Origin of the sequence: Paenibacillus sp. FSL M7-0134 (genome assembly GCF_038007865.1) — a bacterium.
Taxonomy (GTDB): Bacteria; Bacillota; Bacilli; order Paenibacillales; family Paenibacillaceae; genus Paenibacillus; species Paenibacillus polymyxa_B.
Genome location: NZ_JBBOXV010000001.1, coordinates 3,448,929 through 3,474,391, shown reverse-complemented (window position 1 = coordinate 3,474,391; position 25,463 = coordinate 3,448,929). Strand labels below are relative to the sequence as shown.

The 25,463-nt window shown below is 41.6% G+C and carries 17 protein-coding genes and 2 pseudogenes; 3 read left to right on the top strand and 16 right to left on the bottom strand.

Annotated elements, in window-relative coordinates; translation table 11 throughout:
- Positions 1-13 precede the first annotated feature (13 nt).
- Positions 14-316, bottom strand: coding sequence for a PTS sugar transporter subunit IIB (locus NSQ58_RS15650; protein ID WP_049828419.1), 303 nt, complete (start codon positions 314-316; stop codon positions 14-16).
- A gap of 1,482 nt (positions 317-1,798) precedes the next feature.
- Positions 1,799-2,539 (bottom strand): SDR family oxidoreductase, encoded by a 741-nt coding sequence (locus tag NSQ58_RS15645; protein WP_023988792.1) that lies wholly within the window; start codon positions 2,537-2,539, stop codon positions 1,799-1,801.
- 177 nt (positions 2,540-2,716) lie between these two features.
- On the opposite strand from NSQ58_RS15645, the gene NSQ58_RS15640 reads away from it, so the two are divergent.
- Positions 2,717-3,292 (top strand): TetR/AcrR family transcriptional regulator, encoded by a 576-nt coding sequence (locus tag NSQ58_RS15640; protein ID WP_341057713.1) that lies wholly within the window; start codon positions 2,717-2,719, stop codon positions 3,290-3,292.
- 725 nt (positions 3,293-4,017) lie between these two features.
- On the opposite strand, the gene NSQ58_RS15635 is transcribed toward NSQ58_RS15640, so the two are convergent.
- Positions 4,018-4,680, bottom strand: coding sequence for a nitroreductase family protein (locus NSQ58_RS15635; protein ID WP_023988794.1), 663 nt, complete (start codon positions 4,678-4,680; stop codon positions 4,018-4,020).
- 190 nt (positions 4,681-4,870) lie between these two features.
- On the opposite strand from NSQ58_RS15635, the gene NSQ58_RS15630 reads away from it, so the two are divergent.
- The gene (locus tag NSQ58_RS15630) at positions 4,871-5,461 is read left to right on the top strand and encodes a TetR/AcrR family transcriptional regulator (RefSeq protein WP_023988795.1); all 591 of its coding nucleotides are present in this window, start codon (positions 4,871-4,873) and stop codon (positions 5,459-5,461) included.
- Positions 5,462-6,434: 973 nt separating this feature from the next.
- On the opposite strand, the pseudogene xerS reads toward NSQ58_RS15630, so the two are convergent.
- The 12 genes and pseudogenes from xerS to NSQ58_RS15570 form a co-directional block, all read right to left on the bottom strand.
- Positions 6,435-7,180: pseudogene (xerS, locus tag NSQ58_RS15625) on the bottom strand (tyrosine recombinase XerS); the annotation flags it as partial.
- A gap of 7 nt (positions 7,181-7,187) precedes the next feature.
- Positions 7,188-7,367 (bottom strand): annotated as a pseudogene (locus tag NSQ58_RS15620) (alpha-amylase family glycosyl hydrolase); the annotation flags it as partial.
- Positions 7,368-7,472: 105 nt separating this feature from the next.
- Positions 7,473-9,110, bottom strand: coding sequence for a glycoside hydrolase family 13 protein (locus tag NSQ58_RS15615; RefSeq protein ID WP_076265008.1), 1,638 nt, complete (start codon positions 9,108-9,110; stop codon positions 7,473-7,475).
- Positions 9,111-9,174: 64 nt separating this feature from the next.
- Entirely contained in the window at positions 9,175-10,068 is an 894-nt protein-coding gene (locus tag NSQ58_RS15610) for a carbohydrate ABC transporter permease (protein WP_023988798.1), read from the bottom strand.
- Between the two features lie 13 nt (positions 10,069-10,081).
- Positions 10,082-10,996: an ABC transporter permease gene (locus tag NSQ58_RS15605; RefSeq protein ID WP_023988799.1), complete on the bottom strand. Its 915-nt coding sequence runs from the start codon at positions 10,994-10,996 to the stop codon at positions 10,082-10,084.
- 62 nt (positions 10,997-11,058) lie between these two features.
- A complete protein-coding gene (locus NSQ58_RS15600; protein ID WP_069079931.1) occupies positions 11,059-12,795 on the bottom strand; it encodes a sugar ABC transporter substrate-binding protein in 1,737 nt (578 codons plus the stop codon).
- A gap of 324 nt (positions 12,796-13,119) precedes the next feature.
- Positions 13,120-14,778, bottom strand: coding sequence for an extracellular solute-binding protein (locus NSQ58_RS15595; RefSeq protein WP_341057711.1), 1,659 nt, complete (start codon positions 14,776-14,778; stop codon positions 13,120-13,122).
- A gap of 47 nt (positions 14,779-14,825) precedes the next feature.
- The gene (locus NSQ58_RS15590; protein WP_028541594.1) at positions 14,826-16,232 is read right to left on the bottom strand and encodes a response regulator transcription factor; all 1,407 of its coding nucleotides are present in this window, start codon (positions 16,230-16,232) and stop codon (positions 14,826-14,828) included.
- Between the two features lie 2 nt (positions 16,233-16,234).
- Positions 16,235-17,941, bottom strand: coding sequence for a sensor histidine kinase (locus NSQ58_RS15585; RefSeq protein WP_279833808.1), 1,707 nt, complete (start codon positions 17,939-17,941; stop codon positions 16,235-16,237).
- 545 nt (positions 17,942-18,486) lie between these two features.
- Positions 18,487-18,819, bottom strand: a complete 333-nt coding sequence (locus NSQ58_RS15580; RefSeq protein ID WP_068939613.1) for a hypothetical protein — start codon at positions 18,817-18,819, stop codon at positions 18,487-18,489.
- 254 nt (positions 18,820-19,073) lie between these two features.
- Positions 19,074-19,781 carry a response regulator gene (locus NSQ58_RS15575; protein WP_023988805.1) on the bottom strand — a complete coding sequence of 236 codons (708 nt, stop codon included), beginning with the start codon at positions 19,779-19,781 and terminating at the stop codon, positions 19,074-19,076.
- A complete protein-coding gene (locus tag NSQ58_RS15570; RefSeq protein ID WP_341057704.1) occupies positions 19,774-22,470 on the bottom strand; it encodes a sensor histidine kinase KdpD in 2,697 nt (898 codons plus the stop codon). The genes NSQ58_RS15575 and NSQ58_RS15570 overlap by 8 nt, the downstream gene beginning before the upstream one ends.
- A 795-nt stretch (positions 22,471-23,265) precedes the next feature.
- On the opposite strand from NSQ58_RS15570, the gene NSQ58_RS26790 reads away from it, so the two are divergent.
- A complete protein-coding gene (locus NSQ58_RS26790) occupies positions 23,266-23,544 on the top strand; it encodes a helix-turn-helix domain-containing protein (protein ID WP_076159626.1) in 279 nt (92 codons plus the stop codon).
- 657 nt (positions 23,545-24,201) lie between these two features.
- Here the strand turns inward: NSQ58_RS26790 and NSQ58_RS15565 are convergent.
- Positions 24,202-25,350 (bottom strand): epoxide hydrolase family protein, encoded by a 1,149-nt coding sequence (locus tag NSQ58_RS15565; protein ID WP_028541598.1) that lies wholly within the window; start codon positions 25,348-25,350, stop codon positions 24,202-24,204.
- Between the last annotated feature and the right edge of the window lie 113 nt (positions 25,351-25,463).

The following is a 25,463-nucleotide window of genomic DNA, read 5'->3' as shown; positions in this document are numbered from 1 at the left end:
ATGATCTACCACCTTAACTATTTTTTAAATCCAGCAGTTTTTCAGCCAATTGATTTTTCAATTTTTCTTCATTAAGCCCTGTTACAAATCCCATGATGTTCATATATGGCTTTTCATCGGTTTTAAAATTATTAGTTGTCAGAACAATATCGACGTTGTCAATAATATTCGGTAATTCCGCCATACTCGTTTTAATGATATCGTAATGTTCAATTCCTGCTTCTTTTAATACCTCTTTCACTCCATCTGCTGCGATAGTAGAAGTTGCTACTCCGCTTCCACAAGCTACGGCGATTTTAATTTTTGAATTTGACATGTTAATTCCTCCTGGTATGTTAGTTTTCGAAGCTAGTTTTAAATCCATTTCCAATCCCAAAGGGTTGAAAAAATCCTCCTTGCAAATTGTTTTATATTTCCTTTTACTCAGCAGGATTAACTTCTTTCTTGCTGTGGATTCATAATAACATGATGAATTCAATTGTTGTATTCGTTTACATCCCACTTTATAGACAACAGGTTGTACAATATAGTGATGAAAAAAATGATTTTCCCTCGATATTTTTCAGGTTAAAATCCATCTATTCCAATGAATTCAATCGTATCAACGAGTTCCGGGTTGGGTACAACGGTAGACGAGGCTGAGCTGCAACATGTAGACGTGAGAGGTGATGAATTCTGGTACATGACGTCCTATGGAGAGGAACCCACATCTGCCACAACGGAGGAAATGACACTTAGCAGTGCAGATTTGGTATTGCCCGGGTTGATTCCATTTTGTCTCACTCGTATATATGACAGCTCCAGGTTTGCTGAACTACAGCTACATTTCTCCAATCCCCCCTCGAAACCAAGAATTTTATTAATTGTTAAGCCTATGTCAAATTACATCAATTCGATTGACGATCATTTTCGCAGGTTGTTAAAATGTGCTCGAAAAACCACTTGGAATCTGATGATGGTTGTTACTGTGGGTTAAAGACATCATTATTCAAAATCCACTCCTTGATCAATCTTATTCGATGTTTTTGATGCGAGGGTCAGTTAATATAGAGAATAGATATGAAGGTGCATTAAGATCACTAAGTGCTCCACGACCACTAACAGGCATTTTTCAGATCGACTTTAAGCATTCCTTTTTCTTAAACTAAATTACTTAAATTACTTTTACTTCAATCTGAAGTGGTCTGTTTCTTTCACTGCGGTTTTGTAGTAAAGCTTCTAGCGCTCCTGCAGATGGCAGTAGAAGAGCATTTGGGGCGGATCAGGGGCAATCGTCTCCCCACTGATGAAATTTAAAGTCTTACTCTGAAATTTCTGAGGTAAGCATAACGACATTTGCTATTTTACAAATGTATAGATAAATGTCTAATTGTTAATTGGATCATGTTTGTGTTCATTACGGCAATCGGGACAAGAACCTGTACCGATAAAACAAAAAAGCCGCTATAATAGTGACTTTCAATGGGACCATGTTCTTGTCTCCCGATTAGACTGGATGTTCTTATTCCGCGCGGCTTTTTGAATTGTCATACCGTCAGACTCCATAAAATAAGTTTTAGACTTACCCTAGAAATTGAAACAGCGACAGAAAATAAAGTCCTAGACTGTCGCTGTTTCATTGAACTAACGTTCCCAGTTAGTTCAAAAAACAATTTAACATGATAGCTCTTGTTATATATAAAGTAAATTCATCTTTCCGTTATCAGCTTACAGTTGGATAATAGCCTTAGATGGTGGATGACCAGTATTTTGATTTTCAGCCATAAGGAAAATTCCCTATCATCTTGTTTGGAAATGTTCAAGGCAACGCGGTCGGCCTAACCATAATTTCACTGATTAGGGTGTCATCAGGTTCATTAATGGCAAACGCGATGGCTCTAGCAATACTGTAAGGAGAAATCCCTATGCCGCTTATTTGATTGGCGATCGTCTGCACTTCCGGGCTGGTAATGCTGTCAAAAAGTTCGGTCTTCGTCAGACCAGGAGCAATCAAGGTAGATCTAATACGCGAAGTCGAAGACTCTTCCAAGCGCAGCCCTTCCGAGATGGCTCTAACTGCGAACTTGGTGGCCGCGTATACGGCATTTGTAGGGGACACATGATAACCGGCTGTAGAGGATAGGTTAATGATATGACCGGACTGCTGCTCCCGCATGGTAGGCAATACCGCTGCGATACCGTATAAAACGCCTTTGATGTTCACATCGATCATTTGATCCCACTCTTCTACTCTTAATTCATTCAGCCTGGAACTCGGCATGACCCCTGCATTGTTCACCAATACATCAATTCGGCCATACACACTTAAGGTAAACTTGGCCAAATTCTGCATATCTTCGGCAGAAACGACGTCTGCTTTTACAGAAACGGCCTCGCCGCCACCCTGTTTAATTTCATTAGCAATCGCATGCAGACGTTCCTCTCTTCTGGCTGCCAATACCACCTTTGCGCCATTTTGTGCCAACAACTTCGCTGTAGCTTTCCCTATTCCGCTGGAGGCTCCAGTTATAATCACCACTTTATCTCGTATATTTTCCATTGTTAAATGCTCCTTTACCCAAAATTTTTCTTGGTGACGTGTGTTGAATATTTAACGGTCGTTGATTAATATTATAGACAGAAGCCCCGATTACTCAATGGTTAATGGATGCGTATTTGTTTTATATACAACAACACCCTAAGAATTGTTGATTAACTGAAGGAGGTAACGAAAGGAATGGAAAACGCTGTTAAAACCGACCGACGCATTCTCCGAACCAAGCAGTCCATAACGAAGTCGTTTCTGGAGCTTTTTTCGGAAAAAGATTTTGAACAAATCACTATTAACGAGATAGCGGAGCTTGCCAATGTTAACCGCGGCACCGTTTATCTGCATTACAGTGACAAATACGACCTTTTGGATAAATGCATTGAAGATCACATCAACGAATTGATTTCGTTGTGCAAGAAACGGGAGGCCAATCCGCTTAGCCAAGGAATGGTACAAGAGCCCAAACCGGTTTTTGATTATTTGCGTGACAATTTCCAGTTTTTCTCTGCTATGTTTTCCAATCAAAGAGCCTTTCTATTCCGGGACCGATTGCTGAATTTCATCTCAGTCAATCTTATGAATAAAATGGAAAGTACTGACAATAATCCCGTTATCGACAATGAGTTAAAAGCCCAATTCATGGCCTCTGCTTTTATTGGCATTGTGGAGTGGTGGGTACGTCATCAAATGCCGCATTCCACACAATTTATGGCCGATCAGGTTAGGAATTTATTTGAAAAGAATCAAGTTTATCCGAAGTAGCATTGAATGTATCTCAGAACTTTATCCTTTCGCTTTTACGCAAACGCTACCTAATGGGGTTCGGCAATTCTAGGCCACGGTTATGAAGTGTTCCCTTCTTTACATTAATTCCACTAACCTGCCCATAAGCGTAATGAAAAGATCAGCCGATCGTTTGGCCGGCTGCGCTAGCCTGGTTAGCTTAATAAAAATGGAGCAGCTGCCAACTGGCAAAACTGCTCCATACTGTTGTACAACTAACGTTTCGCGTTAGTTGTATGGACTAATTACTGAGTGAATTTCATACTATCTTGACTAGCAACAAATCCAAGTCGTTTATTGAATCTGTAGCATCTTTACGGTGTGTATGGTTGTCAGTTAGATTATTTCGTAACCCATTGTTTTAGCCTCATTAATAGTATAACAAAATGGGGACTCTCCAATTCCTTTGCCATAATAATCCTGTCTACACGAACACCCTCAATTTAACCTCATGTTGTACCTAATCTCGAAAACCTCGGAATAATTAATTGTAAGCTGAATACCACCAATAACTTCGTTGTTATTCGAAAGGAACGATTACAACATTAGCATCTGCTGTTCAATCTTTGCGAGCGCTTCAAGCTGGTATCTTTTTGTACTACCGTCCCGAGCAATCGAGCAAAACAAGAATTGAAATTAACGATGGTATCCCTCAAGTCTCTGCTGGCCGTTGATTATGCGGGCGCCAAGTCTTTTTCATTTTGTTATTCTCTAGGCATTTCGTTAAAGAAAGCTACATCATCAACTGCCAGCCTCACCGTCGGATGACCGGGCTTCGCCGCCTTGCCGATGGCGATCAGCATAATCGGAACGTAGCGTTCTGATATCCGGAACGCTTCCATGAACTTTTGTTTGTTGTAGCCGCCCATCGATACCGTGTCGTAGCCTTTAGCGCGGGCGACAAGCATGAGTTGCATCGATACTAGCCCGCCGTCGGTATAAACTTTTTCGCGGATGGCCTCGGGCGGCATGCTCGAATACATCCCGGTATAGCGTTCCACGAACGATTTAGCCGTCTCTGCAGGCATGTAACCCGCATCGACCGCCATTCCGTAGATTTTCTCGGCCGATTTATAACACTCCAAATCTCCGAGTAGCGCAATGACAGCCGAAGCCTCGACCACTTGCTGTTGAGTGAATGCGATCGGAAGCAGCTTCTGCTTCAGCTCCGGCGAGTCGATAACTAGAAAACGCCACGGCTGCAGGTTAGCGGCTGAAGGAGCGAGCGTGGCTTGCCGCAATATTTCGGTCAATTCCTCCCGCGAAATCTTGATCTCGGGATCATAGCTACGAACTGACCGGCGTTCTCCAATAACATCAAAAAAAAGTTGGTGCTCCATCGTTAGTGACGGTTGTGAAACCGACATGGTTCTCTCCTCCTTTTGGAAAAGCAGCATTCTGCATTTTGTTTCAATACAACATTAGTAGTTTGAACAACACTTGTTGTATTTATATGTTATAATACCAACCGAATGGTACGCAATCATCAATAACCATAAACCGTTGTATAGACAACACCATTTCTATAATGTCGTTTTATTAGGGGAGATCTTAACGATGACCATTAAAAAGAATGAAGCTGATCCTCGTGTGATACGTACACGGCGACTCCTTCAAGACGCTTTTGCTTCATTAATTCAAGAAAAAGACTTTGAATCGATAACCGTTAGGGATATTGCAGAGCGGGCTACTGTTAACAGAGCGACTTTTTATGCGCACTTTGTAGATAAATTCGAAATTCTTGAGGCCAAACTAATGGAATCATTTATGACAATCATAAATCGTAGAATAAACGGTCACGAAGTTCTAAATGAAGAAACAATTCAGAGTATTTTTCTGGGTGTGTGCGATTTTCACAAGGGTCTAAGCACGATGTGCAAAAGAAGGTATACATCGCTTGGACTTGTATTCGAAATTCAAATAAAGGAAAAAATTCAAACGATACTTCTTTCCTTTATAGACAAAGACAAGATGCCATCGAGTCCAAACGCGCACTTCTTAATAAATACAGCTTCTATCATGTTAAGTTGGGGGATGTATGGGGCTGCTTACGTTTGGAACAATGAGGGGTGCCCAATAAGTGCGGAATCATTTGTTAAACAGGCTATGCCCTTAATGATGAACGGAGCCAAAGAACTACTGGGATAGGTCTTGTCGCTATTGCTCTATCCTGCCCGTTCAGATGAAACCAAGCCTGTTGTGCCTGAAGAAAGCAAACGTTGGATTGTATAGTGGCTCATCTTGGAAGAAGGTTTCACCCGTATATTAATGGGCTTACTGAATTGAACATTTTCCTTTGGAACCCACCTGTATTCGCTCGTCTCATCAGAAATAGCCAACTCTCCACCCAGTTTTACACACGAAAATCAAACATGACCTTCGAATGAACATCAGTTTGTGTGTTGTGGTGAATAGTGGACTGTAAGTTATCTGTTTAGATCATCATCAAATCGGCAATCGGAACATGTTCTTGTCCTTGGCTCGGGACAAGAACTTGTACCGATAACATAAAAAAGCCGCTAAAATAGAAATTGCGACAGAAGATAACAGGCACGTATCTTATTGTAAAAATGTATAAAGTCTTCAATTCGTCTATGTGCTTCTCAATACTTCCGATGATGATCCTAAGATTATAGATCTTCCACTTTCGGCTGTGAACGATCAAGCCCGTGACTCAAGGGGTGCTCCTATCGTGAAATGGTACAATAACCCGAATTGGTTTGTTGGAAATGGGATAATATTCTTGTCAAAATCGGTGATGAGATAAAGTTCTTGTCATTTGGTTTTGACAAGAACTTTATCTCATAAAATAAAAAAGCCGCGATTTCCGCAGCAATTAATGAGATAATGTTTTTATCATCCGACACGTGATATTTGTCCGTTGATGTTCAGTGACAACAAGTTTACCCCATTTCTTATATGACTTCTGTTGGAATAAGCCTAAAGCATTTTTGAATATCATATTTCTGATACCATTTTCTTTGAAAGGGATAAACTTGTTGTCATTTTCCTTCTGAGGGGTAAACTTGTTGTCACATTCTCATGTTCATTCTCTTGTTTCAGTAAAATATATCATTACAAGTAGTTATAAAACTACTTTTGATTTCTTTCGAGGTTTACATTACTTATCCATATTATTCACTGCATTCTTCATCTCTTCATCAGTTAAATGAGTATAAATCATTGTTGTTTGAATGGATGAATGCCCTAATTGATTTTTTAATCTAGGTACATCATTATTCTCCAGGTGATAACGCGTTGCAAATGAATGTCTCAGAGAATGCACGGTTAAAGCTGGTTTTCCAAAAGCTGTAGCATATTTTTCGATCAGTTTCTCTATGGATCGCTGAGTTAAGCGTCTGCTTTTTCCTTTACGACCTATGGGAGCTGCAATAAACAAAAAAGGTTCGTTTTTTTCTGGGATATATCTAGATTCTCTGATCTGCAGATAATTTTCTAAATCCAGTAACGCTTGCTGAAATATACATATTGTTCTTTATTACCTTTGCGTATAACACGCACTAAAGCTTTATTTATATCCAGATCTTCAATGTTAATACCTGCTACCTCAGAGAGCCTAAGACCAGATCCTAAAATGAGGGAAACAATGGCTGTATCCCGTTCACGATTAAACTGATGGAAATTGATAATACGTTTATTCTCTTTATTGATTTCTCCGAAATCATGAGATATAAACTGCCTAAATGACTCAAAATCGTCTTCCCTGAGAATTTTCCCATCCATACGATTGGCAATGGTTTCTTGGCTTTCTTTAACTACATTTAAATCCATTTTGGCCATAACATTGCGCTGGATATATGGCTTTAGGTCACTTGTCTCAGCTTTATTCTGTAAGTAATCAAATCTAGCGAAGAGATCTTGATTCGATAAACCACGGGTGTTCGTCGCTTGTGTGATTGATCAACAAATCCATGATTCCTTTCATACCTCGACTATGAAAGGAATCATCCTCTTTATATCACCAATGCCATCCCCATTGGAGTCCATAAAAAATTTGATAAGCCACAGCTTCTTTCCACCATGCCCTTTTCATATTGCTTGATCCTTTTTCCCTTATTCTAAATTCAATTCATAAATATTTTTCAACCAGTTAAGATTAGAAATTTATTGATCATACACTTTTGTACGATATTCATTTTCATTTATTGAGTGTATCGATAAGGTACATCCTCGCTTCATAAGGACGCATTTCTATATCAGACATGTTATTTGGATAATTGGATATTAGCAGCTGTTTAGTCTCTGCCAGCTCTTTCTGAAGTGGGAGATGGGTTGTGTATTTTTGAAAATTACATACTACAAGTAGTTTGGTTCCTTTCAGCGTTCGAGTGTATGCGAACAAATCTTTATTCTCGGGATACATCAGCTCATAATCCCCATATATGATCACTTCATGATCTTTCCTTAATCGGATTAGTTTCCGATAATAATGGAATATGGATTCAGGGTTATTTAAACTTTCTTGTGCATGGATATCCTTATAATTCGGGTTTACTTTAATCCAAGGGTTCCCTAATGTAAAACCAGCGTTGTCGGAAGCGTCCCACTGCATTGGTGTTCGAGCGTTATCACGCCCCTTTGCAAAGACTGACTCCATAACTTTATCTTCAGGGTATCCTTTCTCAATTCTATCTTTGTAGAAATTTAGTAACTCAATATCCCGATAGTCTTCAATTGGATATTGAACATTCGTCATTCCTAATTCTTCCCCCTGATAAATGTATGGTGTGCCTCGCATGCCATGAAGAAGGGTTGCCAACATTTTAGCCGATTCTATCCTGTATTCTCCGTCATCTCCCCAACGAGAAACGATTCGGGGTAAGTCGTGATTATTCCAAAACAAACTGTTCCAGGCATCCCCCTTCAGCTCTGTCTGCCATTTAGATAACACTTTTTTTAATTCTTGAAAATCTAGAGGCTTAAGATCCCACTTCCCTTTCCCCTCTTGTTCGTCCAAACTAATATGTTCAAATTGAAATACCATTGAAAACTCACTGCCGTCCGGGTTGCTATACAATTTGGCGATCTCTGGCGTAGCGCCCCATGTTTCTCCAACCGTCAGCAGGTCTCCTGCTTTTTGAAACGTCTCCTTGCTGAGTTCCCTGATATACTTATGCAGATTCGGCCCGTTGCTGGTAATTTTCAAATCTGGCTCTTTTCCGATTAAGTCAATTACGTCAAGCCGAAAACCGCCTACACCCTTGCTTATCCACCAATTGATCATTTCGTAAATCTCTTGTCGGACTTTTGGGTTTTCCCAGTTGAGATCCGGCTGTTTTACAGAAAAAAGATGTAAATAATATTGTCCTATCTCGGGTACCCATTCCCAAGCTGAACCACCAAAGATGGAACCCAAGTCGTTTGGTGGCATTCCTTCAACGCCATCTCTCCAGACATAATAGTCATGGTACGGATTTTCTTTACTTTTTTTTGCTTCTTGAAACCATGGGTGCTCATCGGAAGTATGGTTCAACACCAAATCCATTATGATTCGAATGTCACGTTTCCCAGCTTCATGAATTAACATCCCCATATCATCCAAAGACCCGAACATCGGATCAATATCCCGATAGTCCGAAATATCATAACCGAAATCATCCTGAGGGGATTTACAAACTGGTGATAGCCAAATCGCACCGACACCGAGTTGCTGCAAATAGTCCAGACGGGAAACAATTCCTTTCAAATCGCCGATTCCATCACCATTACTATCTTGAAAGCTCCGTGGATATATCTGGTATACAACGATTTCTTTCCACCAATTTTTATTTTCCATTGTTCATTACAACCTTTCCAATAGACGCATAGTGTTTTTATCTTAATCAAGTCGCATCATACAATTACTCTTTTACCGATCCTACAACAATTCCAGTCACAAAATATTTTTGAAGCAGCGGATAAATCAGCAGTAGCGGGATGACAGCGACTACGATTTTGGCAGCATTTAGATTTTTGTTTGATATTTCAGTCAGGTTGCTGAGTTGTGCTGAGTTGGTGCCGGATTGAAGAAGTTCGGCAATATTCACGTTAAGGGACTGAATATAAGTCATTAGCGGATAATTGCTGACTTGGGTCATATAGATCAAACCGCTAAAAAAATCATTCCACGTTCCCACGATACTGAATAGTGCTACCGTCGCCAGCGCAGGGATGGACACGGGAACATACACTTTGAACAGAACCTGGAGCGGATTCGCCCCATCGATGAATGCTGCTTCTTCTAGCGCCTTAGGTACAGCAGAGAAGAAGTTCATGACAAGGATGACACTGAATATAGGGACAGCTCCCGGTAGAACAAGCGACCAAATTGTATTAAGCATATCGAGGTTTTTGATCAGTAGATAACTCGGGATCATCCCGCCGCTGAACAACATGGCAAAAATCATAACATTCATATAAATGTTTCTGCCCCTAAATTCCCTTTTCGACTTGGAGAGCGGGTATGCCATTAAAATAATAAGAATCATGTTGAGAATAAGTGTGAGCACAACACGTAGAACAGATATGCCAAAGGAACGCCAGAACTGAGCATCATCGATAATTTTCGTATACGCTGCTGTTGTAAAATTGACCGGTACGAGACCTACAGCATTAGCTGACACGGCCTCGCTGCTGCTGAATGAAATCGCAACGATATTCCATAACGGAAGAAGGCAGATCAATGCCAGCAATATGACGATGGCATTGATGACAAACCGGCCAATTCGATCTTTTAGGCTTACAGAATATGACATAGGCTTTGCCTCCTTAGAATATTTTTCGGTCGGTGTATTTCTTGGCCAAATGGTTGGCGGACAATAGCAAAACAATACCGATCACTGACTTGAACAGGCCAACAGCCGTACCGAAGCTATACTGTCGCCCAACGAGTCCAATCCGATATACATAAGTATCCAGAATATCTCCCGACTCATAGACAACCGGATTATACAGATTATAAATTTGATCGAAGCCGGCACTCAAAATATTGGTCAGACTCATCACTCCCATGAGCAGGATAATAGGCAGCATACCTGGCAATGTAATATGCCATACTTTTCTCCACCAGCTGGCTCCATCCATTCCTGCCGCTTCATACAGACCCGGATCAATCGAAGTAATTGCAGCCAAATAGACGATGGAACTGTAACCGAACTCCTTCCACACGTCTGTCCCAATAATCAGCGGCTGGAACCAGGTGTTGCTGCCGAGAAAATTAATATTCTCCAGACCGAAAAAAGCCAAAATTTGATTCACAATTCCATCCAAACTGAACATGTTAACAACCACGGATGCTAGAACTACCCAGGATAGAAAGTGTGGCAGATAAACAATTGTCTGTACGGATTTTTTAACGAATTTGATGCGGATCTCATTTAACAAAATGGAAAAAATGATAGCCATCATTGTTCCCAATAGAATCTTGGCAATGGCAATCACCAACGTATTACTAAAAACCTGTGCGATGTCCGGCAGCTTAAACATATAAATAAAATGCTTCAGCCCTACAAATTTTGAGCCAAACATCCCCTTGGCTGGTATATAATCCTGAAACGCCGTAATGACACCGACCATCGGAACATAGCTGAATACCAGTAAAAATAAAATTCCCGGAAGCATCATCATATGATACATGGCACCCGTGCCCAACCGAACTTTTGCTCTATCATTTCCCTGTTTCATGGATGGACCCCTTTCCTGAAGAAAGGCTGCTTATCGCGGCCCTTCTAGCAGTTCATGATTGTTTATTTTTCGGATGCAGCCTCGTCTTCAATTTCCTGAATTACCTGGTCCCCACCTTGTTTCTTCCAATTGCTAACGAAAGTATCGAAGTAATCCAGAGATTCTGCACCAGTCACGATTTTGATGAAAGATTCCTGCTCCATCTTGGTCAGATTAGCCCATGTTTGTTTCATGCTTGGTGTAGTGCCAGAGAAAGCGGGTGTCATCCAGACGAATTTGTTTTCCCGTGTCAGTTTGTCGATGAGTCCCACTCCGTTGATACGCGAGTGATATTTCGCCCAGGCTGTTACGTTATCCGTATCCATATCGCTCAAGTAGGTTTGGATACTTTCAATATTGTTCTTTGATTCGGTTGTCCGGACCTGATCCAGACTAATCTCCCCTTTAATCCCGCGAACAACGTCAGAGTAATCATCCAGCAGCGAGGTAGCCGAGTTGACTTCAATATTAAAAGGTCTGGTAGAACCGTCTACGCCGTTCTCTTGATACTTGGCGGCTTCTGGCATAGATGTTTCCACATTTTTATCATTTGCCAGTTTATCGTAGAAAAGGTTTACTATTTTAACGGCAAGTTCCGGGTGTTCATATCCTTTTCTCACAACGATAAACTGATTGGCTGGATTGGCGTGTGCCACGTTTACCTTTCCGTCTGCATCCTCCAAAGTGTAAGCCGTGAATTTCGCATTCTTATCCATCTGCTTCACGCTGCTCAGACCCCAGTCGGGAATATGCCATGGTCCAAAAGCAATACCGCTTTGGCCGTTGGTGTACAGTGCCGTAATATCATCAAATGTGCGTGTTCCAAATTGCGGGTCGATGATGCCTCTCTTGAACCAATCTGCCATGACGCCTAACATCTGCTTGGTTTCCTTTGTTGTCGAGCCATAAACAATGCTGCCATCCTTTCCCTTCATCCAGTATTGAGGGAATGCACCCTTGGTGGAGGCAACTCCCAGCATGGTATAGGCGGAACCATTATAGTCACTTGTATTAAGGGTGTTCACAAAGGGAATACCTACCGGTTTCCCGGATTGGCCAGGATCTCTTTTCAGGAATTCCTTGGCCGTTTTCTCCACATCATCCAGCTTGATGGCCCCGTCTCCGTCTGCGTCAAGTTGGATACCCAGTAAATCCAGCCAATCCTGACGAACCCAGACCATGGTTGGCGCGGAATCTAGGGAAGTAGCCGGAAGTCCCATTAAACGTCCATCTATCGTCGCATTATCTAATGCACGGCCCTCATAAGATTCGTAAATGTTCTTGATGTTATCTGTGGCATACTGCTTGTAAATTTCCGTCATATCTTCAATCAGATCATTATCAACCAGTTCTTTGAGTTCATCCTTGGAATCGACACGCATCATGTCAGGCAGTTCCCCAGAGGCGATGGCGAGAGAAACCTGACGGCTGTAATCTTCTCCGTTGGCTTCAAATTGGTCTTTAATCTGAGCGTTAAATGTTTCTTTGACCAGCCGAGTATACGCGTTGTTCTCATACGTATCTCCAGCCGGCAGTTTCGGGTTGGCTGTAGTCACACGACCCATCGTTACGGTTATTTCGTCTTTATAGGCACTGAATGGGTCTCCCGGTGTTACCTCATACTTGCCCGCTTCCTCCGCAGTGGGAGGGTTGGAGGAACCCCCACAGGCTGCAAGGGTTGAAATCATCAGGGCAGACATCGACAACACGGCCAGACGTCTCGTCAACATGTTTCTTTTTATGAACCATTTAGTTCTCATCACATTCGATTCCCCTTCGTTTTGAATATTTCTCTATCATTGTTGTTTGCGCTTTCATTATAAGACTCGGAGAAGACAAATCGAGATAGGGATTGAACGTCTGTTTGGATAGAGAAATGTATACGGTTTCATTCGGGATCATGAAGCCATAGTTGGCTTGTAAGCATTTATCCTACCTACCGACATACATTTGTCTATCCTTACTTACTAATCAAAGTGAAGAACAAAAAAAACCGGCAGCTCCTGAAATAGGAATCGTCGGCTTGATTAATGGAATTTTAAGAGTGTCTTATAGAATTTATCGTATCACATTCATAATGGTCTTCAGCGATGATTATGGTGTGCAGTCACCTCCACAGTCACTTGATCACCCCCTTGTTCCTTCCATTCCTCGACAAATTGATCAAATGAATCGATCGGTTCAGCGCCTAAAATAATTTTTAAAAATGTATCATGTTCCAGTTTTGATAGTTCACCCCAAGCCTTCTCCATCGTTGGAGTTCGTATATAGGTAAGGCTTTGAACTTTATGGATGTTTGGATCGAAAAAATTTCTTCCGCCTACAAGAAGCGAATAACCCCGCATAAAGCTGTCGCTGTGTTCATTCCAATAGGAAATACCATATTGATCATAAGGCTTCAATTTGGTTTGTTTTATTGTCGAAACTAAGTTTTCCAGCAATTTGTATTCAGACTTGTCCTTGAAATCGGCGGGTGTTTTGGTTCCCATCAGAATATCCTGCGCTGCCTTCGATTCATATCGTGCTTCATCTGCCGGAGCAAAGAAATTGCGGCCCAGCATAAAACGCGTACCGTACTTGAACTCATCACGAAGGTACAGATTGTTAATTTTAATGATCGCTTCGGGATGAGCATATCCTTTTCGTACCACCAAGAATGAACTTGACGGATTATCCACCTTCACATGGTATGCTCCGTTTGCATCCAGCGGGAGTGCGTATGCTTGCCAGTTCGCCTCCGGCTCGTTCTGCCAAGCGCTCGGAAGGGGCCAGTACCCAGCATAAAAACCTTGAAAGAACATCCCCGCCTGACCGTTAATAACTGTTTCTTCCGCTTCTTTGCGGATACCCAGTTCTGGATCGAGAAGGCCTTTGGCGTACATTTCACGCAGTTTGACCAAGGCCTCCTTCGTTTCCGGTAGAACCGAACCGTATACAGGTTTTCCATCTTTGCTCAGCCAATATCCCGGGAAAGATCCAAATGCTGCGAAGATTGGGGTTAGATCAAAAGAAAAAGCACTGTTGTTGAAATCGTTATACAGTCCAGTGCTTGAAGCAAGGCCAATCGTATCCCGCTTACTGTTTCCATCTGGGTCATTCTCTACAAAGGCCTTGGCGATAGCTTCCAGATCATCTACCGTTTTCGGCGGCTTCAGTCCAAGACGGTCCAGCCAATCCTGTCGAATCCAGAGCATGCTGAAGTCTTCCGCTGTCACAGAAGGAACAGCCATCATCTTGCCATCGAAGGTCACTTGTTCCATAGCCAATCCGTTTGTGCTATCAATAATTTTTTTTATTTCCGGTGATGCGCTACTATTGTATGCCTCGGTTAGGTCTTCAATTTCTCCAGCCTTGATCATCTCGTTCAGCTGCAGCTGATTTACAATCATGGCATCCGGCAGATCATTGCTGGCGATAGCCAGATCGATTTTCTGACTCAGATTTTCCTTCGACACCTGCCATAATACCTGGACATCAATGTTAAGGTTTTGTTTAATCATCGTTTTCCATATATTCTTCTCAAGTGTTTCTCCTCCTGAGAGATCCGCGCCTGTTGGATCTACCACATATCCCAGTCGGATGGAAACGGGATATTCATATTTCCCCAATGGATCGGCAGCGGCAGTGTCCGAGATTGTTTTCGTTGGTCCCCTTGGCGATTCCCGGAAGTATGGGTTGCTGAAATATACTGTCACTGTAATTAAGCTGACGACAAGAACACATGCAGCCATCTTCTTAATCATCGTTTTCCCTTCTTTCGCCCGGATTATTGGTCATCTGGGAGAGTACGCTATTTATCCCCTCTGCCGAGCTGTCGATATTCGCTTGGCAGCAGACCTGTCAATTCGCGAAAAATTCGGCTGAAATATTTTTCATCCGTATAACCCACTCGCTCCGCAATCCAGAAAATCGTGTTGGTTGTATTCAATAAATACTCTTTAGACTTCTCTATTCGTATAAATCGGGAGTACTCATTAAAGGTTTTCCCCATCAAATCCTTGAAGCATTGACTGAAATAGCTTCGGCTGATGTTCAGTTGTTGGGACAGACCTGAAGCTGTAAAAGCTTGGTCCAAATTATTTTGCATGATCATAATCGCTTTTTTCACGGCGTCTACAATTTCTTGTGAATACGAAGTCTGTTCATCTGCCTTACGAATGCCCACAGAGGTCTGCTTGATCCAATCTTCTACCTCGTACCAGGATTGAAAAGAATGGATCATTGAGATTCTACCCAACGTAGTCTGAGCAAAAAGGTGATTCCATTCCATAACTATAGAGTATAGCAATCCCATCAGCTGGCCTTTATGCAGTCTTAGTGATTTGAACTGTTCAATCAGTTGGTTGTAATAACTGTCATTGTGGGTCCATGGTGATAGGAACCAACTTTGCCTAATACGATCCATGTCTTCATCCTGCGGTTCTATTGGAAATGAGTCCTCCACATTCATCGAAACGGAAATGACAGGATCATAAGGATTGTATGCATAGAATAAGGACGTTTCTGTATAATTCATAATCCAGTTTTGGATTTGCGACCATGTTCGCTCTTGTACATCGGACATAACCAGCAAGGCGACTTGGGGAACTTGATCCAGGGATTCCTTCAGTTTATGGAACAGCTGATCCTCTACGTCCATGGGTGCCGTCCACATCCAGCTGTTCCGTTCAACCTCCCATCGGATCTCGTCTACATTGGATGTCAGTTCAATCGGCCAGCTCTGTCCTGACTTGCGATCCAGTGAAACAAGTGCATACACATGGCGATAATGGACATTGGTCTCACTTAGCAGAGGCAGCTTTCGTCTTGTATTCGCCAGCTCGTCAATCCGGGTATGTATTCGATGCAGCACGTGTTCGAATTGCTCCTTCTCGAGCTGAACTTTGGCTATATAGTCGATGGCTCCAAGTCTGAGCGCTTCCTGGATATAATCGAAATCTTGATGCAGTGTTAATACAACAATATGTAGTTCTGGATAGAGCTGCCTTGCAGCTCGCATCAGTTCAATACCTGACATCACCGGCATCGCGAGATCTGTCAGCATCAGATCGACCGGTTGGGCTTTCAGAAAATCCAGTGCTTTCAACCCGTTACTTGCTTCTCCTATAACCTCCATATTGAACTCGTTCCACGGCATCGCGGAGCTTATTCCTTTTCGTACTAATTTATCGTCATCCACTATCAATACCTTAATCATCCTCAGACATCTTCTCCTTTGATAGGAAGTATGAGCAGTATACTTGTCCCTGTACCCAATTCACTTTCGATCACCAGTTGTGCTTGATCTCCATACTGTGCCCTCAACATGCGGTGGACATAATTGAGTCCGATGCCCATCCCTACTTTTTTATGTTCAGCTATACGATTATTCAGAAGTCTTTGAATCGCTTCCTCGGTCATGCCTGCTCCATTATCCTGTATTAAAATATTCAGCGTTTTGGCAAGTGTAACTTCAATTTGAATAAAACCTTCGTCACTCAGTCCATGATAAAGTGAATTTTCAACCAACGGTTGCAGAATAAAACGAGGCACAGGTATTTGAAGAACTTGATCATCCGCTGAAATACGCACGTCAAATTCGAAGTCATATCGAATTTGCTGCAGGATTAGGTACTGTCTTAGCGCATCAATTTCCTCTTCCATCGTGGATACTTGCCCTAATTTACCCAAATTGTAATACAACAGCTTGTTTAAGGATTGCACCAACTTGTCAATCTCTCCTTGTCCGTTCATGACGGCCAGCCAGTGCACAGTATCCAGCGTATTCATTAGAAAGTGAGGATTGATCTGATATAACAATTTTTCCACTTCCAAATCTGCACGAATCTTCTCTTTCTGCTGCACTTCCTTGAACAGGTCGCCGATTTGATGCTGCATATTTGAGAATTCTCCCAACAGAAAATCAAACTCGGGAATTTGAGTGCGGGTCTGGCTTCCTGCCTTTTGTGGATTCTGAGACATTCCGTTAATTTCCGAATGGAACAGACCTAGTGGTTTGTAAACCATCTTCCACAGAAGCCAAGCCAGAAATACGGTAAAGCCGAGAAAAAATAAAGCGACCAGTAATATTTGAAGCAACCATTGGTTTTTCTCCTGTTGATACTTAGCCTGCGAAATTACCGATATGACGCTCCAATTCTGACTGGAGTCCTCCTTAAACCAATGGTAATCACGGGATATTCCATCTTTTGCAGTACCTTTCGATATGCTGGAGAAATTCTCTCCGACCTTCATCGCTTCTGGAATTTCACTGTAAACAATGTTGCCCTCACCATTCAGGATTAAATGCGATAAAGCTCCTTTGTATTGATTGTAACCCAGTATATCCTGTGTAAGACGAAAGCCGGATTCGACGTAAATATATATATCGTCCCTTTGAGGCAGCTGTACCTTTCGCATAGCAGATAAAACAAGCTGATCATCAAATCGGTTCATACTCATATGGGGACCATAGTACGCAATGCCATATGATTTGGAAAGCACAGGCAAAGACTCGGGAGAAAAACGATCTTTGATGGGAAAGTTAGCGAACTGTGTAGTGCCTTCTTTCTGGAAATAGTATAAGGTCAGACCTATATTCGGATTAGTAAACGTTACGACATTTAACTCATTCTTTAATTCATCTCTAGCCTCAATCAATTCAAATATATTGGAGGAAGGCTTCAAGACTTCATCCAGTTTTTTTCCTAATGTACCACTATATGATAATTGCTGAGTAACATGATTCAGGTTGGTAATTGAATTTTCCAGTGATGAAGTTACCTGCTGTAGATTGCTCCGAATTCCATCATTGATTTTATTCGCAAAAATGGAATCAATGGTATAGTAAGAAATTGCAAATATACTGATAAAGGGAATAAACGCGCTGAGAAAAAACAATAAAAAGATTCTTTTTTTAAGTGTCATTCCGACCCATTCTCCTTAGGTAAATGAAAGAGCAAGCCCCTGGTTATGAAGCTTGCTGTTTATGAACAACAGCTCTATCAATTATCGTATTCCTCATAGGCAGCGACCTATTTGAAAATTGGCGACATCTTAATCCGATTCAGATTGAAAAAATCAGGATACTTGCATCTCAGTGAGGTCCAATTCTGTTCATAATTATAGATTGATATTCAAATATGTCAAACGCTTTCATGGAATTTATAGAACTTATTCTCCCTTTCTCTTTGCATATATGACTTGCCGTTTTTAATTGCTTATTGTAGTTGAATTTTCTGCATGTAAAAAAGGCTCACTCCGTCTTCAACAAGTGGAATAAGCCTTCTAAGCTTTCAATAACATTTTCTACTCCTAATTCTTACAAATGGTGTTGTTGATCAGGATTGGATGCCAGCAACAAATAATTTTTCTTCTTCACTCAGCGCTTGTAGAAATTGTTCTCCGGCCAGATTGGGAGCAAACACCAGGTAACGCGGCCTGACGATTCATATTTTTCCTTCTTTCGGAGTTTAGCTATAAACCTCTTGTTCCAGCACCCGATTTACAGCCTTGATAAAGGCAAGATAACCACCATCGGTATCGTTCCGATGAGGAAGAGCCAAAAACATTGTCTCTTCAACCTGGTTATCGTCTAACTCATAGCTGTTTGTCAGGATTTCTCTGATCTCATCGACGGGTGTACCGAGAGCAAACTTCTGAGCTGCTTTATAGATATCATAGTTCTCATAGATATCCTTCCGTGTCACCTTCTGCAAATCGATAAAATCATATATTTTTTTAACGGAATACAGCACCGCCAGCACAATTGAGATCAGACCCGCACTTGTTAAAATTTCATTCATTCCCCATACCTCTTTCCCTTTCACTCAGTTGACAGCTTAGCCGATGAAACAGACGAACAAGGTAGTGCCCATCTCACATGCCGAACCTCCTTATCCTCTTTACTTCAGAGTTCAGCGTAACATTTTCACCATTAGTTTAGGATTAGGGTTTTCATATAGGTATAAAGATCATCTTAAGATTTAGTGGCAGATGAAAAATAAAGAGACCATGCTCCATAAGAGCATGATCTCTAATTACATAATGGTATTGTTACCTAGCCATCATCTCCAACCTGAAGCATACGGTAACCAACTCCGATATGTGTTTGAATAAACTTAGTTTGTGATGATGTTTTTTCTATTTTTTTTCTCAGCGTTGCCATAAACACACGCAGGGCAGGAATGTCATAGCTGTGGTTGCCCCAGATTTCATGCAGGATAAAATTATGGGTCAGTACTTTGCCTACATGTTTTGCCAGCAGGCAAAGCAGTTTATATTCGCTTGGGGTCAGGTGAATTTCTTCTTCACCAATCCATACGCATCCTGCTGCATAATCAATTTTCAAATTTCCATTAATAAAGCTGGAAGCATCCTTCAGGAGCTTATCACTGTCATTTCGAATTCTTCGTAAACTGACTCGAAGTCTGGCCAGCAGTTCTTCTACACTGAAGGGCTTTGTTAGATAATCGTCCGCTCCGGCATCCAGCGCATCTATTTTATCCCGATCTTCGCTGCGTGCGCTGACCACAATAATAGGCATATTCGACCATGCACGAAACTTTTTTATGATATCTACACCATCCATATCCGGCAACCCCAAATCCAGAATCATTAGATCCGGCTGCTTGGATACTGCTTCTAAAATCGATGCTTCCCCTGTTTCAGCCGTATGATATTTATACCCCTGTGTCTCCAGCGTTGTCGTAATCAGCTTGCGGATGGGTTTATCGTCCTCCACAACAAGAATAAAAGGTTTATTCATGAACATTCACTTCCTCAGCTTGCAGGGTAAAATAAAAAACCGTCCCTTTAGGGATATTGTCCTTAACACCAATAGTACCTCCATGAGCATTCACAATTGATTTGCACAGAGAAAGCCCCAATCCTAATCCACGACGTCCGTCCCCATGAATGTTGTCTGCCGTATAAAACATCTCAAACAGTCTAACCTTGACTTCTTCTGAAGAAATACCGGGGCCATCATCTGAGATTTCTACAATGACTATATGTCTCTCGCGTCTTGCTGAAATTGTGATGTGAGAGCCATCTTGGGTATACTTGATTGCATTATCAATCATATTGATCAATACCTGAACAATAAGTCGGGAGTCCATTCGAGCCATCATCAATTCATCATCCAGTTCCGTCTGAATGACATGCTTCACACTGTTGCGATTCACATGAAGCAGAGCCTCCGAAATGACTTCCTCCATTAATTCTGCCTGAAAATTCAGATTTAGAGTACCACCTTCGATTCGACTAATAGACAGCAAATTTTCTACCAAATTGATTAACCACATGGAATCGTCATATATATCCGTATATAGACCTTTTTTCTGTTCCTCGTTTAGTACCTCTGGGTTTCCAAGAAGAATCCCCGCATTGCCTGAGATGCTGGTAAGTGGAGTGCGTAAATCATGAGAAATGGACCGAAGCAGACTGGCACGGAGTTGCTCCTGCTGGATTTGCATGGAGATCTCTTGTTGTCTTTCGTTCAGTTTTTCTTTCTCTAGCGCCAGCGCGCATTCTCCCAGCATGGCAAGCATTAGGCTATTTTCAAAAACTTCTAAAGGTTCTTCCTCATCCATTACAATAGCTGCCACCGCAAGAACCTGTTCTCCTCCACGCACCGCATGATATAGACACTTAGCGCCAAAAAAAGTATCCGTCGTTGCTCCTGCACGCTTGTTGTTTTTATATACCCACTCTGCAACTGCACGTTCGTTGCCTCCTGTGTAGACCCCTGGATCAACTGCAGATTCTTTCTTTGGAAAAAACTGCGGCGCCAACAGTACCCCTTGGTCAACTGAATAGAAAATGACCATTCTGTCCAACAACTTTACCATTTGATGTGCCATTTCATTAATAATAGCCGGAGAGTCTTTGGCCTGTTGCAATTTCCGGCTTGTTTCCAGAAGCACCTCGGTACGGTAAGCTTTTTGCGCGGATTGCCGAGCCTGCTCTCTTACTCGCATAGTTAGTGTACTCGTCATGAAAGAAGCAGCCAGCATGACCAGAAAGGTGACCGGATAGCCTGAATCATAAGCCTGTAAAGAATAATAAGGCTCGGTAAAAAAATAATTAAACACAAGTACACTCATAACCGAATAAATGGCGCTATACATTCTGCCCTTGGTCACAATTGCATTTAACAAAACTCCCAGAATGTACACGGTGATAATGTTAGCTTCTCGGAATTCCAAATACTTAAACCACAAGCCAATAATTGTGCACACAGCCAAGATAGCAATGGTCTTGATAGTATCTGCCAACGACAGCAATGGGTATTTTTCGTAAAAAGGCAATCTTTTATAGAAGGAAGACTGAGTATAGGGGATAATATAGATTTCAATATTAGGAAGTAAGGCCGTTAGTTTATCACTTACATTGGATTTTGCAAGCCCTCTCCTCTTGTAAGGGGAGCGTCCTAGGACAATTTTCGATACACAGCTTGTTTTGACATATTCGGCAATCTGTCCTGGAATATCGTCTCCATACATCGTTGCGATTTGTGCACCCATTTGCTCAGCCAGCCTAAGGTTCTCCCTTAACTCCGCTTTATTTTTTGATGTCAATTCTCTCGCTTCTGGTGTTTCCACAAACAACGCGGTGAAATGACCATGAAAAGCTGCCGCCATTCTTGCTGCTGTTCGGATCACTTTCTTATTGGAAGCAGCCGAAGACAGACAGACCAGAATATGTTCTTTCGTATCAAATTCATTTCTTTTCGCCTGCTCACTGATTTGCTCCGCGATTCGGTTTAACTGACTTGCTGTATTACGCAAAGCAATTTCACGTAGAGTCGTCAGCTTCTCTTTGGTAAATAAATGAGCCTGTGTATTCTCCTCCTCAAGGTAAATCTTTCCCCTATTCAAACGTCCTATTAAATCATCCGGTTCAATATCGACTAATTCCACCTGATCAGCACTGTCAAATACACTGTCCGGTATGCGTTCGTCAACGGAAATGCCAGTAATGGAGTAGACAATATCCGTTAGACTTTCAATCTGTTGAACATTCATCGTCGTATATACATGAATTCCTGCGCGAAGAAGTTCCTCCACATCCTGATATCTTTTTTTATGTCGGCATCCTGCCGCGTTGGTATGGGCCAAATCGTCCAATAAAATAAGGTCAGGACTTCTCTGGAGCGCTTGGTCCAGATCAAATTCCTTAGTTGAGGATTCTTTATTTGAAATTTTGATGTAAGGAAGAAGTTCAAGTCCTTCCAACAACGCCGTAGTGTATGGCCGGGCATAATGTTTAATATATCCAACTACGATATCTATACCCTCTTTTTGCTCTTCGTGAGCGTCGCTAAGCATTGCACAGGTCTTCCCAACACCTGGTGCATATCCAACAAAAATTTTCAGTCTTCCTCTACTTTTTCTTACCGGCAAGTCAGTAATTCGATCAAGTATGGACCCGGCATCGTTCTGTTTTGCTGCCATCTTGTGCCCACCCTCTACTATATTCTCTCTCAATCCATAGTATATCATGAGCAAAATCAGTACCGTATTACGAATTTGCCTACAGCATTAAGATTGTATTAAGATCCGCTTTTATGTAATAACATCCTCAAAGAAGCCTCAAAATCCTGATTCTGTCCTAGCTTTCTCAGTGGAAGGATAGCAGCACAAAATAATATAAAAAGCTTTCACAAGCTGGTTCAGCCTTTTCTCATATTCACGGCATAGAAGATTGAAAAACAAGGATTCAATGCTTTGGCTTCATCTGTCATAGCACGTTTTGACATCTTCTCCTTCCATTTCAAATTTCATTGTTAGAATTTCCTATATGCTTGGTAATTGTAGAGCTGGCAGCAGACGCAGGCATTTCAGAAATGCAAATCGACACAAATGCTAGAACTAATAAAAACAAACTACATTTCTTCCACATCAATTCTTCCTCCTTAAGTCAGAGAAACCAATGAAAGTACCCTGCCAAGTAGACATAGTTTCTTCTTCATGTCTGACTGACAGGGTACAGTTCATTCTTTATAGATTTTGATTATTCTTATATTTTTCGGCTGATACACCTTATTATGGTATGCTCATGTTGTGCCACAAAGCTATTGTCGGGTACACATAAAGGCCATCCATCCGTTTGCTCAACGACATACCCTGCACCTGTAAATAAAAAGGGCTCGATTGTAATTACCAAGCCCTCTCCCTCTTCCAATACCGTGGCTACACAGATTCTTATTTACTAGGAAGAAGAAAAAGAACTTACAAAAAGGTTTATAAATGTGTCAGAAGGATCTAGCTAGAGATGTTGGAACCAGAGGTTACATTAGTCAAATTGAGAAAGGAAATGCGATGCCCTCTTTTGAGATCATTAGCAAGCTTACAGAGCGATTAAATTGCTTTATTAGACTGTGCCCCCAAGTTTCACCGCATTTATTTTTTCGAATAACCCCCTCTTCAGTTTTCCTTTTCACCCACATATCGATTAAGGCCTTGTCAGGTTTTCCAAAGTATGAACTGTACACTTTCCGGAAATATAATAAAATCTCTCATCTTTAGTTCGGGCAGTCGTTCCAAAATATAAAAAGCCGCTAAATAAGCGACTAATTAAATGGTCAATGTCCTTTTTTTCTTCGATAACTAGACGCAAAGCCAACGACATGAGCTTTTTATTGCGCATTGAATTATTCCAAGCTCTCTTTGCCCTGTAAGTTCATTCAAGAGTACTGGTTATTTTGTTGGATCATCTATGCTCCTTTGCCTTGAGATTAGTGAGTGATACTGACGGTTTCGATCAGTTTTATTCATATAACAATATCGAAGCTGTGTAGTATGGTTGAGGTTGTGAATATACTTGGCTGAATTATAATTAAGAGAAGTATGGATAAATGTATCTATTTAAGTGTATACACTCCGATATTTTTCTCATTTTATATGGACTAATATGTGAACCTACCGTAGCGGAATGAATCTCATATGTGATTTTGTAGAAGAATATTGAGTTGTGTTACCGCTTTGCATTTACATATTTTACAGTAACACAAAATTTGCCCCTTTTCACATGATCTTAGTAGTCAGGTCAACTCCAGTTTCACTGTGGTAATCTCTAAGACAAAGTTTGAGGGCCAACTTTGTGTCCATTCCCCTTTAAGGGGTAAATGTATGTCTGGTAAAAAATGTACTGGTTGTTCATAACCCTCTCAAGGATAGAGACTATCAGATGCTTATGGAATGAAAAAAATGATTTAGATGTTCGGCAAACAATTTAGGATTTTCCATAGCGGCAAAATGACCGCCTTTATTCGCTTTCTCCCAGTACGTAATATTATAGGCGCGTTCTACCCAGCTTCGGGGAGGCGTGGGCAGCTCCTTGGGAAATAAGGAAACCCCTGTTGGAACAGTAACACGCTGATCTTCGGTGAAATGCAGTGGCATTTTGGTACCTTCAGTATATATTCGCATGGAAGAAGCAATCGAATTGGTAAACCAGTAAATCGATATGTTAGTGAGGATATGATCAAGTGAGAAAGACCTTTCGATATCCCCGTCACAGTCACTCCAACCTTGAAATTTTTCTACCATCCAGCTGGCAAGACCGGTTGGGGAATCACTTAGTGCAAAAGCCAGTGTTTCCGGCTTCGTTCTATGAAGGGCGCTATAAGCACCTTCTCGGTCCAACCACTCAGCTACGATGTCTAAGTAAGCTTGCTCTTCTTCGCTAACAGATGGTGTATTCGGAGTGAGGGGTGGCTTGTAGCTTCCTGGAATATAATTGAGATGAAGTCCCATCACCCGTTCAGGGTACATGAATGCTAACCATGTTGAGACCCCTGCTCCAATATCCCCTCCCTGAACCAAATACCTTTCATAATCCAAACGATCCATAAGTTTTGCCCAAAGCGTAGCTACGTATTTGGACCCCACTCCCGGTCGTGTGGGTTTACTCGAAAATGCAAAGCCTGGCAATGAGGGAATAATCACGTCAAAAGCCTCTTCAGCATGTCCACCATATAGTGATGGAGTTGTTAGATAAGGGATTAGTTCTAACATCTCTACAAATGATCCTGGCCATCCATGAGTCAACAACAGTGGTCGTGCGGATGTGCCTTCACCCCGAACGTGTACAAAGTGTATATCGAAGCCATCCACATGTTCCATAAACTGCGGGAAACGGTTTAACCATGCTTCCTGTTCACGCCAGTTGTATTCCGTGCTCCAATAATCAACTAATCTCTTTAAAAAGGAACGGTCTGTCCCCAGAGCCCATGGTTCTACAGAGAAACTCGAAGGCCATCGAACCTGTTTTAGTCTGATAGACAGATCATGCAGTTGTTGCTCTGGAATTGAAATTTTGAACGGTTCCATTCATTGTTTCCTCCCTTGTAGATTAATTTACGATCAGAAGGATTCCATTGTATGATGGATCTGTTCATTAATAAAATTGAAATATTCAAAATCATTATCATTTTTATCGATAG